The organism is Sulfurovum zhangzhouensis, from assembly GCF_030347965.1.
GTDB lineage: Bacteria > Campylobacterota > Campylobacteria > Campylobacterales > Sulfurovaceae > Sulfurovum > Sulfurovum zhangzhouensis.
This window is the reverse complement of record NZ_JAQIBD010000001.1, coordinates 965,081-982,302: the sequence shown is the minus strand read 5'-3', so window position 1 is coordinate 982,302 and position 17,222 is coordinate 965,081. Positions and strand designations below refer to the sequence as shown.

Below are 17,222 nucleotides of genomic sequence, written 5' to 3'. Positions count from 1 at the left end.
ATCACAATGGATGTAGATAAAGAGATCAACGGTCTTTCACTTGTAGGTGTTGGTTCAGGAACTACAATTGACCACATTACTGTAAATAAATCAGATGATGACTGTGTGGAAGCATGGGGTGGTACAGTGAATATGAGCAATATCGATGTAAGTGAGTGTACAGATGACCACTTCGATATCGATGACGGTTTCTCAGGAACAGTAACAAACCTTAACGTAGTACAAACAACTGGTAACGCTGGATTTGAGATGTCAGGAACAACTCACGCAACATTTGACGGATTCAGTATCCTTCAAAATGCTTCTGCAAAAGAGGGTGGTATCTACTTCAAGAAAGACGGTATCGGTGGACACTTCCTTAACGGTACGATCACTGATAACGTAGATGATGCTTATGGTGCGATCTATTCATTGAGTGCGGATGGTGTATCTGATACAGTAGATGCAGCGAACACTTCATTTGAGAACATCACGATCAACGGTACATCAACAGGTGCAAGATTCACTGGTACTTCAGCTGCAACGCTTGAAGGAAAATTCAACAAAGGTGCAGGTAATACACCTAAGAGAACAACGACTCTATCAAACAGTATCGCAAGTGATATGACACTTACAAAAGACAAACTATGGTTGATCGACGGTCTTGTAGTTGTAGAGAATGGTGCGACATTGACAATCGAGCCGGGAACTACACTTGCAGCATTTGACGGTACAGGTGCACAGACATCATACATGCTCGTAGATGCAGGTGGTAAGATCATCGCAGACGGTACAGCAGCAGAGCCTATTACATTCACTTCAACAAAAGTTGCGATTGACGGTGCAGCACCGGCAGTAGGGCAATGGGGTGGTCTAACAATCATCGGTAATGCAGGTAACCCGCAAGTTCTTCCATATGAGGTGGATCCTTCATTCGTTGCCGGAGATACAGATCTTGCAGACAACTCAGGTATCCTTAGATATGTGAAGATCCTTAACTCAGGTATCACAATGGATGTAGATAAAGAGATCAACGGTCTTTCACTTGTAGGTGTTGGTTCAGGAACTACAATTGACCACATTACTGTAAATAAATCAGATGATGACTGTGTGGAAGCATGGGGTGGTACAGTGAATATGAGCAATATCGATGTAAGTGAGTGTACAGATGACCACTTCGATATCGATGACGGTTTCTCAGGAACAGTAACAAACCTTAACGTAGTACAAACAACTGGTAACGCTGGATTTGAGATGTCAGGAACAACTCACGCAACATTTGACGGATTCAGTATCCTTCAAAATGCTTCTGCAAAAGAGGGTGGTATCTACTTCAAGAAAGACGGTATCGGTGGACACTTCCTTAACGGTACGATCACTGATAACGTAGATGATGCTTATGCTGCGATCTATTCATTGAGTGCGGATGGTGTATCTGATACAGTAGATGCAGCGAACACTTCATTTGAGAACATCACGATCAACGGTACATCAACAGGTGCAAGATTCACTGGTACTTCAGACGTGACTCTTGAAGGAAAATTCAATGAAGGTACTGGAAACAGCTATTAATCCTTCTTTAAGAGACAAGTAAATACTTGTCTCTTATCCCTCCTCTCTTTTCTCTTTATATATCCCTGTCATAAATTTGTAACAATTTTGTTACCGTTTTGTAACTTTCATAAGTTACTATTCGCCAAATTATACCTCTTGGAGTAAATTATGGCAATGCCTAAAAGAATAGTATCGATGGCGTTAATCGCTAGTTTTATTTGTTCTCCCCAGCTTATGGCTGAAGATGAAATGGTTAAGTCTATCATGGAACTTAGATCCGAAGTAGAGGCTCTCTACAGTCAGATAGATAACAATAAAGATGCTTATAAGTCTCAAATGAAATCTTATGCACTTCAAATCTCTGATAATGAAGCACAGATCAACAGACAAGAGACGGCACTTAAACTGACTCAGCAAAATATTGAGAAAATAGAGCAGAAGCTTGAGGCTGCAGGAAGTACAACCGTTGATCTTAAACCGATCATTGAAGATGCACTCACATCATTGGAAAAAGAGATAAAAGCAGGTATCCCGTTCAAAATTGATGAGCGTGTAGCTGCACTTCATCAAATCAAAAGTGACCTTGAAAATAAAAATATCACACAAGAAAAAGCATTGGCACTTACTTGGGCAAGCTATGATGATGCATTGCGTTTAACCAAAGAGATCGGACAGTTCAAGCAAGAGATCACTTTGGACGGTAAAGCAACAATGGCAAAGATCGCAAAAGTGGGATCAGTAATGATGTTCTTTGCTACACCTGATGATAGAGTAGGTTATGTCAAACAAAACGGAGATAACTATGATTACGTTGTAACGACTGACTCTACAGAACGTGACCAGATCGTTGAACTATTTGATGCTCTACAAAAGCAGATCCGTACAGGATACTTTACTCTTCCTAATGCGTTATTGACAAGAGGAGTTAACTAATGAAAGCGATGATAATGAAATTATTTTTACCTATTTTTACACTTTTCGCACTACTGACAGTGACAAATGCAAGTGAGCTTGATAGAGCATATCAAAAAGAGTATGCATTTCTTAAAGCACAAAAAACAGAACTAGCAAAGAGACTTGAAACAGACAAGGTGCAGCAGGAAAAAGACCTTCAACTTTCTAAAGAGAAAGTAGAAGCACTTCAGTCTACGCTCCTTGAAGTTTCTAAAAATGCAAAAACAAGCAGTGAAAAGCTGGAAAAGCTCTCTAAAGCACTTGCTGATAAAGAGGATAACGGTGGTCTTGTAGGAAATGTCGTAAACCAGGCACGTTTGACGCTTGAGCCGTATGGTGTGAAGATGGGTGATGATAACAAGACTACAGATGTTCAGAAGATACAGCAGGCACTTTCTGTCTCTACTAAACTTTACGGTGAGCTTTCTTCTATAAGAAACGAGAAAGGTGAGTTTTACCTTCCGGATGGGAAAAAAGTAGAAGGCGATATCGTAAAAGTGGGTAATGTTGCAGCTTACGGTATCTCTAAAGATGCAGCAGGTGCACTTGCTCCTGCAGGGAATGGGGCATACAAATTGTGGAATGCTGTAGGTTCATCAGATGATGCCAAAGCGATGTATGCTAAAAAGCCAAATGATACGGTGAATATCTTTGTTTACGAGAACCTGGATAAAGAGGTAGACTATGTAAAAGAGAAAACATTTGTGGAGACTATGGAAGATGGAGGAATCATTGGGTATATCATCTTCGCACTTGGTCTCTTCGGTTTGGTTCTTTTAGGACTAAGAGTGATCAACTTGATGAAAGCAAGTACAAATGTAAATGACATTACTCAGATCGTGGTAGAAAAAGTAGAGAGCGGTAAAAAACATGAAGCACTTGATGCGATCAAAGGATTTGAGGGATCAACTGCCAGAGTAATCAAATCTGCACTTAGAAATATCGATAAAGACAGAGAACACGTAGAAGACGTCATTATGGAAAATATCCTTAATGAAAGTACGCAGATTGACAGATTCGGTGGCTTCGTATTGGTAATCGCAGCTGTAGCACCGTTAATGGGACTACTGGGTACTGTAACTGGTATGATCGAGACTTTTGATGTGATCACAGAATTTGGTACAGGTGATCCGAAGCTTCTCTCAGGCGGTATTTCTGCAGCACTTGTTACGACAATGCAAGGTCTTATTGTAGCAATCCCGCTTCTATTGATCGGAAACCTGCTTTCTGGCTGGGCGCAGGGTATCAAGGACTCAATGGAGCAAAATGCACTACATATCGTAAACCTTTACGAGAAGTACAGAGGCTAAGATGCTTTCGCCATTTGAGTTTGTCGGCAGATTTGTCGAGCTTATGAATGCCGGAGGGATGGTAATGTGGGTACTTTTTGTACTCAATTTCTTTCTCTGGTATGGTTTAGGGTATCGATATTTTATCCTCAAAAGAGGGACAAAAGGAAATGTCCGCAGACTGATTAACAAGCATGAAACAAGAGGTGAAGATCAAGTGATGCGCGGTATGCTTGACTATGCTGTTGTGGATGCCCTAGAAGCTGCCCAAGAGGCTAAAGCTATCGGTGCAAATGTAAGAAAACACATCAACGGTGTGCTGCTTCCATACTATAGTGATGTAAACACCTACAGGATTATGATCAAGACGATAGTAGTTCTTGCACCACTGGTTGGTCTTCTTGGAACGGTTGTAGGTATGATCGAGACTTTTGATGCACTCCAAAACAGTTCGATGTTCTCCCAGGGAGCGAGTATCTCCGGAGGTATCTCAAAAGCACTCTTTACCACTGAACTCGGGCTTGTAGTTGCGGTACCGGGATTGATCATAGGGCGTGTACTTGACAGACAGGCAGAACGTTACGAACTGGAATTTGAACAGATCACAGATATTATATCCACGAAGGATGCTGAATGAGAATTAGACCAAAAAAACAAGAAGTAGATAATGTAGATGTATCTCCATTGATCGATATGGTTTTTATCCTATTGATCTTTTTTATGGTAACCACTACATTTGTTAAAGATATGAAATTGGATATTAACCGTCCTTCAGCTGCAAGTGCGAGTAAGGCAGACTCAAAAGTAGTACGTGTCTATATCGATAATACAGGACAGGTGTATATTGATAATCAACCTGTACAGCTATGGGCAATCCAGAGTAAGTTAAGAGATCTATTAAGAACTTCAACAGAGAAGTCTGTATTGGTTATTTCTGACGATACGATCCCGGTAGAGACATTGATCGATGTTGTAGATGAATGCCGTATGTCAGGGGCAAAAGATGTAGCTGTCTCAACATCAAAAGAGATGGGATAATCTACAATGGCAAAAGTGAAATTTAACAAAGATCGTGCCAAATCATCTGCACTATGGGCTATGGCTATTGGTGCATTGCTTATGGTGGTACTTGTAGTCTCTTTTAATGCGAAGGTTGAAAAGAAAGAGAAAAAAGTCAAAGATCCTATGCGTTATGTGAAAATGGAAAAACTTCCGCCTAAAATGGAGAAACCAAAACCAAAACCAAAACCGAAGCCAAAAGCACAACCAAAAGCGCCGCTTCCTGATCTTGGTGCGATGTTAGGCGGTTTGGCTATGAATATTCCTGAGTTTGCAACAGGGGATATCATCGGTGACGGAAGAAATCTCTTAGGAGATGTAGCAGCAGATGCGGCAATGAGCGAAGGGACAGTGGACAGTAAGCCAAGAGTGATTTCTCGTAGTCCACTTGATTATCCGCCGGAAGCTGCAAAAAAACGTATCAAAGGATATGTAATCGTGAACCTGCTCATTGGTAAAGACGGAAGTGTAGAACTTGCAAAAGTGATCGCTTCAAGTCCGGCAGGAGTGTTTGATCAGGCAGCACTGAGAGGTGTGAGAAGCTGGCGTTTTGCACCGGCAAAGTATAAAGGTAACCCTGTAAAAGTGTGGGCGAAGCAGAAAGTTCGCTTCGATTTAAATTAAGGTAAAAAGATGTTGAAAAAATTATTGACACTATCAGTCGTTTTTTTCTCTGTTCTGACACTTCAGGCAAAAGAGACTGAAGACCAGACGATCAACCATATGGAGATTGCGACTATCATGTATTATGATGGCAAATATGATAAGGCACTTGATGAACTTCAAAAAGCCAAAGAGTCCCATATGGATATTGAGTGGGATAAATATCACAATATGAGAGGTCTTATCTTTCTAAAGGAAGAGAACTATCAATCATCGATCAATGCATTCAAAGAAGCGATTTTGGCAACCCGTAAAAAGGTATATCAACCACCGGTAGAAGATAAGCCCCAAAGAGAATATCTCTTTAAGATATTTTCCAAGAATGATAAGCAGGAAAAACCTGTGGTTAAAACTCCTGTGTTTGATCCTGAAAAGTTGAGAAAAGATCAGATAGAAGAGATCTATATCTATCTTTCTCAAGCTTATTACAAGGCCGGAGAATATCTTAATGCAGTACATGCCTTGGATGATGCAGGAGAAAAGGGACGTGCGAGTGCGTCACTCTTTACCTTAAGAGCAGAGTGTTACTGGAAGGCTGATCAGAAGGGATCGGCTATCGATGCACTAAGCCGAGGGAGCAAACTTTTCCCTGAGGACGCAACACTGTTGAAGCAGAAGTTTTATTATTTTGCAGAGTTGAAGCTTTATCAGGCATCTATTGATGCAGCAAAAGCATATATGAAAAAAGTGCCGGCAAATGCACAGGAGTATATCTCTTTGGCACAGATGCTTCAAAGTGCAGGTGAGGGCGAGCAAGCTATAGAGATTCTTGAAGAAGCGAAGTTAAAGTTCCCGTCATCAGCAAAAGTAGATATCCTTCTAGGACACTACTATAATCAAAAAGAGATGCCTCATGTTACGGCCGATCTGTTTGAAGAAGGATCTTTTTATGATGCTAAATATCTAAAAGAAGCTGCAGAGATGTATAGAAGAAACGGTGCGTTGGCTCATGCACTTTATCTGAACTCCATGATGCAAGATAAAGAGGAGAAGACCAAGCAGAAAGTTGCGATCTATATCAGTAAAGGTGAATTTGAGAAGATCATCGGTTTGAAAGATGCAATGGATAGATATGGCCTTTTACAAAATGACAATATGCGTTATGCCTTGGCATACTCGTACTATATGGTCAAGGATTATGATGAAGCCGAAGCACATCTGAAGAAGATTGAAGATGATGAACTTTTCTCTAAAGCAACGGTGATCCGTAAAAATATAGAAAAATGTAGAAGTAACAGCCTGGAGTGCCTATAAATGAAAAAATTATTGCATATATTACTGTTGGTGATCGTACCTTTAGCTGCTATCGCTAGTGAAGGAGAAAGAGGTACACTTTCAGTATTGCTATTTAGCGACGGAAAGCCACTGGTTGGTAACGAAGTAAAAATAGACGGTAAACTCTTTTTCCAAACGGATAAAGACGGTACTGTGATGGTACCTCTTACTACCGGAAGACATCAGCTTGAGATCGTTGGAAAAAGTGAGAGCGGCCAAAACCTTGGATACTTCAAAAAACCTATTGAAATCAAAAAAAATAGAAATACCGAAGTGATCGCAACACTCTCAAAAACAGGTGCGGATAGTATCGATATCGATATACCGGTGGCTGTAGCTGCTTCCGAAAAAAGAAAAGATGAGATAGCGACAGGAGAAGGAAAACTTGTAGGTACGATACTCTCTTCGGAAGGAAATACGCCTATTGCAGGGGCTAGAATTTTTGTACGTGGTACATCTGTAGATGTGAGAAGTGATGAAAATGGTCGTTTTGCTGCTACGGTGCCTTCAGGTAAGAGTTTGAGTATTTCGGTAGTTCACTCAGCATATAGTGCACAAACGATTGGCGGTATTGTAGTGAAAAAGGACGGTGTGACTTCCAAAAGCATCAAGTTGACACCGGCAAGTATGGAGCTTGAAGAGTTTGTCGTACTTGCACCGAAAATCGAAGGAAGTCTTGCGGATGTGATGCAAGAAGAGAAAAAGAGCAGTGCCGTGACCAATATTTTGGGGTCTGAAGAGATGTCAAAAAAAGGTGACAGTGATGCGGCAAGTGCACTAAAAAGAGTTACAGGTGTTACGCTTGTAGACGGGAAAAGTATCTATGTACGCGGTTTGGGTGACAGATATTCAAACATTGAGATGAACTCAATGCCGCTTCCTTCACCGGACCCTACCAAAAGAGTTGTTCCTTTGGATATCTTCCCATCAGGTGTTATCAGTTCGTTGAAAGTACAAAAGAGCGGTACTGCAGATATCCCTGCAAGTTTCGGGGGTGGATATGTGGATATCAGAACGAAAGACAATATCAGTGATGACTATATTAAAGTCTCTATGGGGCTGAAAGCAAACAGCTATACCGGAGATAATGTGATCGGTTATCAGGGAAGCAGCACTGACTGGACGGGATTTGATAACGGTTATAGAGAGATCAGCCAGGATTTGTTGGATCTTACTGATGTAGTTGTCGGAGAAAGTCCTATTTCATTCACAACCAGATACTTTCTTAGAGAAGATCTCTCAAGATTTATGCAGGAGTATGTAGGCGACAGAAAATACAACCTTACAAACGATCCATTACCGTTTGGCGGTAGTATCGGGGCAGAAGTATCACAGCATTATGATATCGATGATGAAAATAAAATTACCGTATTTGCAAACTATGACTATTCTCAGGATCACCAGTATCGTGAAGAGCAGCTTTATAAATATGCAATAAACCAGACGATACCAGATAATCCGGATGCTGCACCAGAGGACCGTATCTATAGTACTTTAAATGATTTGCCTAGTAACAGCGGGGTTGCACTCAGATCAAGCTCTGAATACTCTCAGGCAGGTATATTCAATGTAGGTTATACATTTGCAGATGTATTGAATCTCAAATATACCAAGTTATATACACATACAGGTCTCAAAGGAACCAAACTAAGTATAGGAGAGTTTGGGTCAAATCAAAATGAGATCTTCAGTTATTATGACCTGGAGTGGGAAGAGAGAACTCTTCAGGCCGATCAGATCAACGGTGACTTTGCTTATGAACTTTTTAACAAAAAGAATGCATTTAGTTTTGGATTGGAAAGTGCACAAGCTGAATTGAACCAGCCGAACAACTATAGATATATCTATGTAGATGATGATGGTCTGGATAGCGGTGCACCTGCGTACCTTCAGAAGACATCAAACCAGTTTGCAAAAAGGTTGGTTTCTGATGATAAAGTACAGGCATACTATCTAAAGAACAAATTCTTTGTCGATCTTTTCAGTGAAGAGGACTACATTGATATCGGTTATTCAAGCAGTAACAAAAAAAGAAAATCAAAGATGAACTCGCTTGGTATCAAGATCAATGGAGATGAAACAGAGTTTACAGATGACATTGATACGATCTATGATGAGTACGTACGTCCTGATATATGGTTTGATGACAGACGTTTCACGCTGGAAAACTATACACAGGCAAAGAACTATTTTGATGCTAATGTGGATGAATCAAGTCTGTATCTTAGTACCTTCTTAAAGCCGACTAGTGCTCTGGATGTGTTGGTCGGTGTACGTCAGGTGAATGTAGAGCAAACTACCACTTCATACTATTTGTATAGCAGAAGAGAACACCCGGGTGAAGACTATGATCCGAGTAAAAACAATACTTATCAAAAGTATGACCGTACCCTTGAGCTGAATAATGAACTTTTTCCGAGTGCTTCTTTAAAATATTCGTTTAATGAAGAGAATACTTTGGATGCAGCATATTCAAAAACCTATATTCTTCCAGACTTGAGAGAAGCGTCAAGCGGGATTTACTCACATCCTTATGAGATCGCAGATGTAAAAGGTAACCCGGATTTGAAGAATACGATCATCAACAGTTATGATCTTAAATACAGCCACTATTTCTCTGATACTGAGAGTATAAAGCTTGGTCTGTTCTATAAAAAACTGGATGATCCTATCGAAGATACACAGGAAAGTTCATCATCACTCCCGATATACTCTTTCCAGAACTCAAAAAGTGCTACGATCAAAGGTATCGAGATTGACGGAAGAAAAAGACTGGACTTTTTGCATAGATTCCTGAGCGATTTCTATCTATCCGGTAACTTTACCTATGCTGATTCTAAAGTGACCCTGAGTGACGATCAGAAAGAAAAGTTGAGTACGGATGGCAGACAGCTGCAGGGGCTTTCCAAAACGGTGCTTAACGTAGCACTTTCTTATGAACAGAATCAAAGAAGTTTTACGTTGGCATATAACAAGATGGGAGCAAGGATCAGAAAAGTCGGTCTGAAAGATTTTGAATCAGGTATCTTGGCATATCCTGATTATATGGAAGATCCTGCTTCACTGCTTGACTTTATATGGATAGAAAATTTCACTAATGGTCTTAGCCTGAAACTGAAGCTTGGAAACTTGTTGAATGAAGAGACTGTATGGTATCAGCAAGATCAGGACCATGCATATAAGACATTTAAAAAAGGTAGAGACTTTAAAGCTTCTGTATCGTTCAAATATTAATGTTTGAACGATGTACTTTTTGTGCTTTGTACCTATAATTATTGATTGGTAACAATCATAAATCCCTTCCATTTTACCGGGAGGGTCAAACTTCAATCATATTTTCCTTCTCTTTTGCAACACTATTTATCATCTTTACGCCATTCAATATCGCCTGCTATGGTACTGCTATCTTCTTTCGTACAAGCATGGGGAGCAGCTTATTTTTGTTAAAGACGATTGCTTTATCCTGGGTTGTAATGCTCATGTCTACTGCCTTTTTCGCTTTTTATATATTTTTATTTCGAGATACTGAAAGGTATAAACTTGAAGTAATTTTTTATATAAAACTAACAATAAACCCGGCTTTCAGATATACTAAAATATTCAGAGCATAAATTGGTAACATTTTGGTAACATTTTTGTAATACTTTTTTTTTATACTTTCGCCAATTAAGTAGAAGGATGATGGATATGAAAAAAATTGTTTTATCATTGGTAGCATTAGCAACGATATTAACAGCAAGTGAAACAGAAGAAGTTTCTAGTAGTGAAAGTAGTTTTCTTGATAGAATTCATTTCAAAGGTGATATGAGATTAAGATACGAGAGTATTGAAAGAGATGACAAAAGTAATACATATAGAACGAGATATCGTTTAAGATTATTTACAGACATAGACCTTGCAGATAATCTTTTGCTTGAAACAGCTGTCATTAGCGGCAAAGATAATCCAACTTCGGGAAATGTTACCTTTAGAGATGACGAGCCTTGGTCAGATTATTTTTTTGATGTACTTGAACTCAAAATTTTAGATATTGCTTATAAGTTTGATAACTCTACTATTAAAGCAGGTAAGCAGGCATACATGATGTATAGACCTATTAAGTCACAACTTGTCTGGGATAATGATGTGCTTTTAGAGGGTGTGAACTATAACTATACAGACAATACAAATATGGTAACCTTGGGTGTAAACCAGCTACATAGAAGAGAGAATGAAGCGACTAGCACAGGGGATATCAATCTCTTCTTAGCGCAATATGTACTCTCAACAAAGCTCGAAAGCTCAACTCTCAATATTGGTGCTGGTTTCTACTACTATGATGGAATAAAAGGTAATTCAACCCCTTATGCAGCTGGTGCACTTGGAAACACACTTGTTAGTGGTTTTTATGCTAATGATTATCATATTTTAGAAGGGTTTGGTGAGCTAAAGTTTAAAGATGTACTTGGTAAACCATTTGAAATCGCAGCATCCGTAGCATATAACACGGCCGCAGATGACAATAACTTCGGATATGACATAGGCGTTCAGCTGGGAAAAGCTAAAAATATTGGTGAATGGCAAGTAAAATACTCTTATACGGACATAGAAGCAGATGCCGTTTTTGCGGCACACAGTGACTCAGATAATTTTGGTGGTGGTTCAGCTGCTAAAGGTCATGCTATTAGAACAAAATACGTATTTTCAAAACATGTAGACATCGCTGGTACTTTTTTCTTCAATACACTCTATGCAAGTAAAAGTGCAACAGGAGTAGAGGCAGACTACGAGCGTGTACAGTTGGATGCAATTATCAAATTCTAGAGCCTTTTATGTTGCATCTTAATCTTTTTATATAGAGTTTGAGATGCAGATTTGAAAAATTTTTTATAACATTTTTGTAACAAAATTGTTATACTTTTTTTCTATACTTCCAAAATTTTATCGATCAAGGGATACAAATGAACAATACAATCAGGATAATGCTCGGTGCAGTGTTTGCTGTAGCAGTAGCATTTTATGCTAACAGCATAATGGGACAGGCTACTCATGGCACATTTTTAGTACTCGCAGCAGTGTTTGGTGCATATATGGCGATGAACATCGGTGCAAACGATGTTGCCAATAACGTTGGTCCTGCAGTTGGTGCTAAAGCGATCACTATCGGAAGTGCAATCGTTATTGCTTCGATTTTTGAAGCAGCAGGTGCGTTGATAGCAGGTGGTGATGTTGTCGGTACGATCAAAAAGGATATCATCTCTCCAGATGCTTTCGGTAATGATCCAATGATGTTTGTCTATGCGATGAGTGCAGCACTTTTGGCTGCAGCGCTTTGGCTTAACCTGGCTACATGGCTTAAAGCACCGGTATCAACAACACACTCTATCGTTGGTGGTGTAATGGGAGCAGGTATTGCAGCAGGCGGACTTGCGATCGTTTCTTGGACAACAATGGGTACAATCGCTGCTTCGTGGGTTATCTCTCCGGTACTTGGAGGTGTGATTGCCGCAACATTCCTTTACATCATTAAATCACAGGTTATCTATAAAGCTGATAGACTGTCAGCTGCGAAAAAAGTGGTACCTGCACTAGTAGCTATCATGTCAGCAGCATTTATCACTTATTTGACACTAAAAGGGTTTAAACATATCTGGGGTTCGATCGTAGAGATATTTAGCTTCTTGCCACAAACTGATAAACCAACATTTACAGTGGCATTGATCTTTGGTTTGATCGGTGGGGTGATCACATTCTTTATCGTTAAGCCTAGAGTAGCGCAAAAAGTTGTTGGCCTGGATAACTCTAGAGAAGCGATCAATGTTCTTTTTACGATCCCGCTAATCTTTGCAGCGGCACTACTCAGTTTTGCACATGGTGCGAACGACGTTGCCAATGCTGTAGGACCGCTTGCCGCTGTGAATGATGCATTGACCAGTCTAAAAGTATCGACAAAAGCATCTATCCCTCTGTGGGTAATGGTGACAGGAGGTATCGGTATCTCGATCGGTCTTGCACTTTATGGTCCAAGACTTATCCGTACAGTTGGTTCAGAGATCACTGAACTTGATCAGATGAGAGCTTTCTCTATCATGATGGCAGCAGCGATCACAGTCGTTATCGCTTCTCAGCTTGGTCTTCCTGTATCTTCAACACACATTGCTGTTGGTGCGGTATTTGGTGTCGGATTCCTAAGAGAGTGGCTTGACAGTAAGGGTACAGGTGCAAAACAGAAAATGCTTCAAGAGGAAACAGAAAAACATCATGAGCTTAAAGCGGAGCTTGCAGCTTATGCGGGTGATGACTACAAGAAAAAAGTTGAACTCATGGAAGCAGAAAAAGCGCAGAAGAAAAATGTTAAAGCGATCAAGCGTGAGCTTAGAGAAAACTATGTTAAACGCGGTCTTGTCAAGAAGATCATCGCAGCATGGCTTATCACTGTACCTGCAGCAGCAGCAGTATCAGCGATCATCTTTTATGTACTGAAAGGGTTGGCAATCTAACCCCTTTTAAAAGGCACTTTCTGCAATGGAGAGTGCCTTGTCTTACGATCTTCCCCTTCAAAATCCTCTTACTTATTTTGTAATCAAAATGTAATTAAATATAAGTTTTTTGTAACCAAAATGTAATCACTACTTATTATGATTCCAGCATGGAAAAAAAGAATGCAGAAATTGTCATTATCGAAGATGAAGAAGATATTTTAGAACTTTTGGAATATCACCTTGACAAAGAAGGATATGATGTTACAGGATTTCTCTCTACGGAAAATGTAGAGCAGTTTATGGAAGAAGAGTCACCTTCTCTATTAATTGTCGATAGAAATTTGCCTGGGGTAGAAGGTAGCGAATTTGTTGCACATATGCGAGAGATTGGCTATGATATCCCTGTAATCTTTCTCACTGCCAAAGACAAGGATGAAGACCTTGAGGAGGGCTTTAGAAGAGGAGGCGATGACTATATCACCAAGCCTTTTAAGACTAAAGAGCTTTTACTTAGAGTTGAAGCACTTCTAAGACGAAGCGGTGTGAAACAGAGTGATAAGTTGCGCTATAGAGATCTTATACTTGACAATAAGACAAGAGAACTGTTGATTGATAATCAAAGGGTTGACTTGACCAATCTAGAGTATAAACTTCTTTACACTTTTGTGAAAAATGCACATCAGACACTTGAGAGGGATTTTCTCCGTGATCAGGTATGGGGAGATGACAATGAGAACTTTCATGATAAAACGATCAATGTCGCCATCAACCGTTTAAAAAAGAAAATAGACCCGAATGGGAACAAAGAGTATTTTATTCCTGTCTGGGGAGTGGGGTATAAACTCGGGTGATATTGTCTCCCCGGTACATTTGTGTATCAAACTATTTCATATATATTTACCCTCCACCTTTTTTCTTATATTTTCTTGCGTATCTTATTTAAAAAAATCGTCAATCCACATTTTAGAGAGTCTGCTATATAATGACTCTATGGAAAAAAATATAGAGATTATTATCATAGATGATGAAGAGGATATCCTCGACCTTATAGAGTACCATCTCCAAAAGGAAGGGTATGAAACGGTGGGATTTCTCTCAACTGAAAATGTTGAGCAGTTTTTAGAAGAGGAGAACCCGTCTTTGATGATTGTCGACAGGAACCTTCCAGGTGTGGAAGGAAGTGAATTTGTCGCACATATCAGAAGTTTGGGTTATGATATTCCTGTGATTTTTCTGACTGCCAAAGATCAGGAGAGTCAGCTTGAAGAGGGATATGAAAGCGGCGGTGATGACTACATGACCAAACCTTTCAGTACAAAAGAACTCTTATTGCGGGTAAAAGCACTTTTGAAACGTTCCGGCGCATTGACAAAACAAGACAAAATAAAATACAAAGATATTTTGCTTGATGTAGCCAAGAAGGTTGCTTTCATTCATGATGAACCTGTTGCATTGACAATACGTGAGTTTAACCTGTTACTTACGTTTGTCAAAAATATCGATAAGCCTTTAACGAGGAATTTCTTACGTGAAGAGGTATGGGGCAGTGAAGGGGATGAGGTGAATGACAATGCAGTCAACGTCGCTATCAATCGTCTTAAAAAGAAGATAGACCCTACAGGAGAAAAAGAATACTTCGTCCCTGTATGGGGCGTAGGGTATAAATTGGTTTAGTTACTCTTAGGCACTGACTCTTGTGAGGTTGATATACCAGTCTTCAGAGAGTTCGCTTTTTTGGATATCTGTCAAAACCACTTCAAGCAGACCGTTTCCGATCATCTCTGTACCATAGATCTTATCATCAGGAATTTCAAGAGCTTCGATACAGTACTCTTCTTGCGCATCGATATTACTTGCTAGTTCTTCTAGGTCCCATCCATCCTCAAACTTGTTGATCATAAATACGCTTTCCATGGTAAACTCCTTATAGTTGTATAAGAATCTTAATGTGATTTGGTATCATTACAATTACATTTTTATAACATTTATGTTGCAGTTTTAACGGCAAATATAAAAGATTTTGGAGTGGTATTGTGAAGTGCATTTATACTTTTTTAGTGATTTATTTTCTGGGTATCAATGGTGTGTATGCTGAAGAAATATTGGATATTCGTTTTGAACCTGTAACCTTCCCAAGTGTAGAAAAAGAGAAGTATGCCCTTCATGCATCAGAGGAAGTTGTCATTAACAAGGATAAACAAAAGATAGGATTTACAACCTTGATGTCAACTGGTCATATGGATAATGGTGAGGTGTATGGTCTATTGAAGGATAGTCGGGATATTCCGTTGACACTGCATGATGGCAGTCCATATATCTGCAACGGTACCTCTAATCCGATGGGATCAGGGTCCGGGTTGGATCATGTATCTCTGCTCCAAAAAAATGGCAAGCTCTATATGGTTTCTCAATTTGAGTGTCAAGTGGGAGCATACTACATCAATGAATTGCAGCAGAACACGCAGGGAGAACTTAGTCCCAAACCCAGTACGCTGAGATATATTTCACAAAAAGAGGAGTTTGGGGGATATGTACACTGTGCGGGGATGAAGACACCCTGGGAGAGTCATCTTGGCAGCGAAGAGTATCCTGCAGATGCAAAGTTAAGACAGCAAGACGGTTCGCTTGATCTCTATTATGACTATATCGGAGACTACTGGGGAGGTGATCTCTCAAAGGCAAATCCATATTACTATGGATGGATCCCGGAACTCACTGTTAATGATCAAGGAGAAGTGAAGTATACCAAGCATTACTCCATGGGAAGATTCTCCCATGAACTGGCATATGTGATGCCTGATAAAAAAACTGTCTATATGTCAGATGACGGTACCAATGTCGGGTTCTTTATGTATGTGGCAACAAAAGCAGAAGATCTGAGTGAAGGAACTCTTTATGCGGCCAAATGGACACAGCTAAACAGTCAAAACGGTGGAAGTGCAACACTTTCATGGATCAAACTGGGTACGGCAAAAGACAGTGAGATAAGAGCGATGCTGGATCCTGATCATAATGTTTCAACCAATGATGGGTTGAGCTTTAAAGATATATTTGAAGAGGGGATGACAGATGGTATATGTAAAGCGGGATATACTCCGATCAATACCGAAGCAGGATTTGAATGTCTCAAGGTAAAACAACGTATGCAAAAAGCTGCAGCATTTCTAGAGACCAGACGTTATGCGGCCATAATGGGTGCAACAACCGAGTTTCGTAAAGGAGAAGGGATCACTTTTGATGCATTAGGTCATACACTCTATTTTTCTATCAGTGAGATAGCACGAGGGATGGAGGATCATGCAAAAAAGGGAAATAAAGACAATCAATATGATCAAGGCGGGTATAATCATATCAGGCTGCCTTATAACGGTTGCGGAGGTGTTTATGCACTAGCCGTGGATGATAGCTTTAGGGTATTGTCTATGAAAGCAGAGTTGGTAGGTAAACCGATAAAAGACGGATTTTCTTACAGCTGTGCGCTTGAAAGCATTGCCAATCCTGATAATCTTACTTTTTTACCCAACTCATCTATCCTTGTGATCGGTGAGGATAGTTCCTATCATGAAAACAATATGGTCTGGGCCTTTAATACCGAAACCAAAATACTTCAGCCCATCATCATATTGCCCAAAGGAGCAGAAGCTACTTCACCTTTTTGGTATAACGACATCAATGGTTATGGATACTTGGTGCTTGTCACACAACATCCGCATCCAAAAAGTAAAAACAGGGGAGAATCAAGTGTTGGGGTACTAGGTGCATTCAGAGGGTTAAAGCAATAACATTCCCGTAATTGTTTTGTAATCACTTTGTTATGAAGTAAAACTATCATACGCTCCAGAAGACCTAGTGTTTATATAAAGTTTCACTTGTTCATTATCATGTTTCAGCCTCAACCTGACAGTGAATAGTTTCCCCCTTCGATCACTCTAGAATAAACCTCTAAAAGTTTCCATATAGGTCTTCTGTTTTCAAGCCTTCTGTCAAA

14 protein-coding genes are annotated in these 17,222 nt (G+C 39.9%); 13 read left to right on the top strand and 1 reads right to left on the bottom strand.

Annotated elements, in window-relative coordinates; all coding sequences use genetic code 11:
- The 12 genes from PGH07_RS05100 to PGH07_RS05045 form a co-directional block, all read left to right on the top strand.
- On the top strand, positions 1 to 1,551 hold a 1,551-nt coding region (locus PGH07_RS05100; protein ID WP_289413059.1), incomplete at its 5' end, for a beta-helix domain-containing protein.
- Between the two features lie 150 nt (positions 1,552 to 1,701).
- Positions 1,702 to 2,466, top strand: a complete 765-nt coding sequence (locus PGH07_RS05095) for a DUF3450 family protein (RefSeq protein ID WP_289413057.1) — start codon at positions 1,702 to 1,704, stop codon at positions 2,464 to 2,466.
- Positions 2,466 to 3,797, top strand: coding sequence for a MotA/TolQ/ExbB proton channel family protein (locus PGH07_RS05090; RefSeq protein WP_289413054.1), 1,332 nt, complete (start codon positions 2,466 to 2,468; stop codon positions 3,795 to 3,797). Before PGH07_RS05095 ends, PGH07_RS05090 begins: the two co-directional genes overlap by 1 nt.
- Position 3,798: 1 nt before the next feature.
- Positions 3,799 to 4,413 (top strand): MotA/TolQ/ExbB proton channel family protein, encoded by a 615-nt coding sequence (locus PGH07_RS05085; RefSeq protein ID WP_289413052.1) that lies wholly within the window; start codon positions 3,799 to 3,801, stop codon positions 4,411 to 4,413.
- Positions 4,410 to 4,814, top strand: coding sequence for an ExbD/TolR family protein (locus tag PGH07_RS05080; protein ID WP_289413049.1), 405 nt, complete (start codon positions 4,410 to 4,412; stop codon positions 4,812 to 4,814). The genes PGH07_RS05085 and PGH07_RS05080 overlap by 4 nt, the downstream gene beginning before the upstream one ends.
- 6 nt (positions 4,815 to 4,820) lie before the next feature.
- Positions 4,821 to 5,459 (top strand): energy transducer TonB, encoded by a 639-nt coding sequence (locus PGH07_RS05075; RefSeq protein ID WP_289413047.1) that lies wholly within the window; start codon positions 4,821 to 4,823, stop codon positions 5,457 to 5,459.
- 9 nt (positions 5,460 to 5,468) lie between these two features.
- Complete coding sequence (locus PGH07_RS05070) at positions 5,469 to 6,752, top strand: tetratricopeptide repeat protein (protein WP_289413044.1); 1,284 nt, start codon at positions 5,469 to 5,471, stop codon at positions 6,750 to 6,752.
- Positions 6,753 to 10,007, top strand: coding sequence for a carboxypeptidase-like regulatory domain-containing protein (locus tag PGH07_RS05065; RefSeq protein ID WP_289413043.1), 3,255 nt, complete (start codon positions 6,753 to 6,755; stop codon positions 10,005 to 10,007).
- Between the two features lie 453 nt (positions 10,008 to 10,460).
- Positions 10,461 to 11,576, top strand: a complete 1,116-nt coding sequence (locus tag PGH07_RS05060; protein WP_289413042.1) for a putative porin — start codon at positions 10,461 to 10,463, stop codon at positions 11,574 to 11,576.
- A 137-nt stretch (positions 11,577 to 11,713) separates the two neighbouring features.
- On the top strand, positions 11,714 to 13,252 hold the full coding sequence (locus PGH07_RS05055; protein WP_289413041.1) for an inorganic phosphate transporter: 1,539 nt from the start codon (positions 11,714 to 11,716) through the stop codon (positions 13,250 to 13,252).
- Between the two features lie 149 nt (positions 13,253 to 13,401).
- The gene (locus PGH07_RS05050; protein WP_289413040.1) at positions 13,402 to 14,085 is read left to right on the top strand and encodes a response regulator transcription factor; all 684 of its coding nucleotides are present in this window, start codon (positions 13,402 to 13,404) and stop codon (positions 14,083 to 14,085) included.
- A gap of 139 nt (positions 14,086 to 14,224) precedes the next feature.
- On the top strand, positions 14,225 to 14,908 hold the full coding sequence (locus PGH07_RS05045) for a response regulator transcription factor (protein ID WP_289413038.1): 684 nt from the start codon (positions 14,225 to 14,227) through the stop codon (positions 14,906 to 14,908).
- Positions 14,909 to 14,914: 6 nt separating this feature from the next.
- Here the strand turns inward: PGH07_RS05045 and PGH07_RS05040 are convergent, their stop codons facing one another.
- Positions 14,915 to 15,148, bottom strand: coding sequence for a hypothetical protein (locus PGH07_RS05040; RefSeq protein ID WP_289413037.1), 234 nt, complete (start codon positions 15,146 to 15,148; stop codon positions 14,915 to 14,917).
- Positions 15,149 to 15,267: 119 nt separating this feature from the next.
- Between PGH07_RS05040 and PGH07_RS05035 the strand changes: the two genes are divergently transcribed.
- Entirely contained in the window at positions 15,268 to 17,016 is a 1,749-nt protein-coding gene (locus PGH07_RS05035; RefSeq protein WP_289413036.1) for a PhoX family protein, read from the top strand.
- Positions 17,017 to 17,222 lie beyond the last annotated feature (206 nt).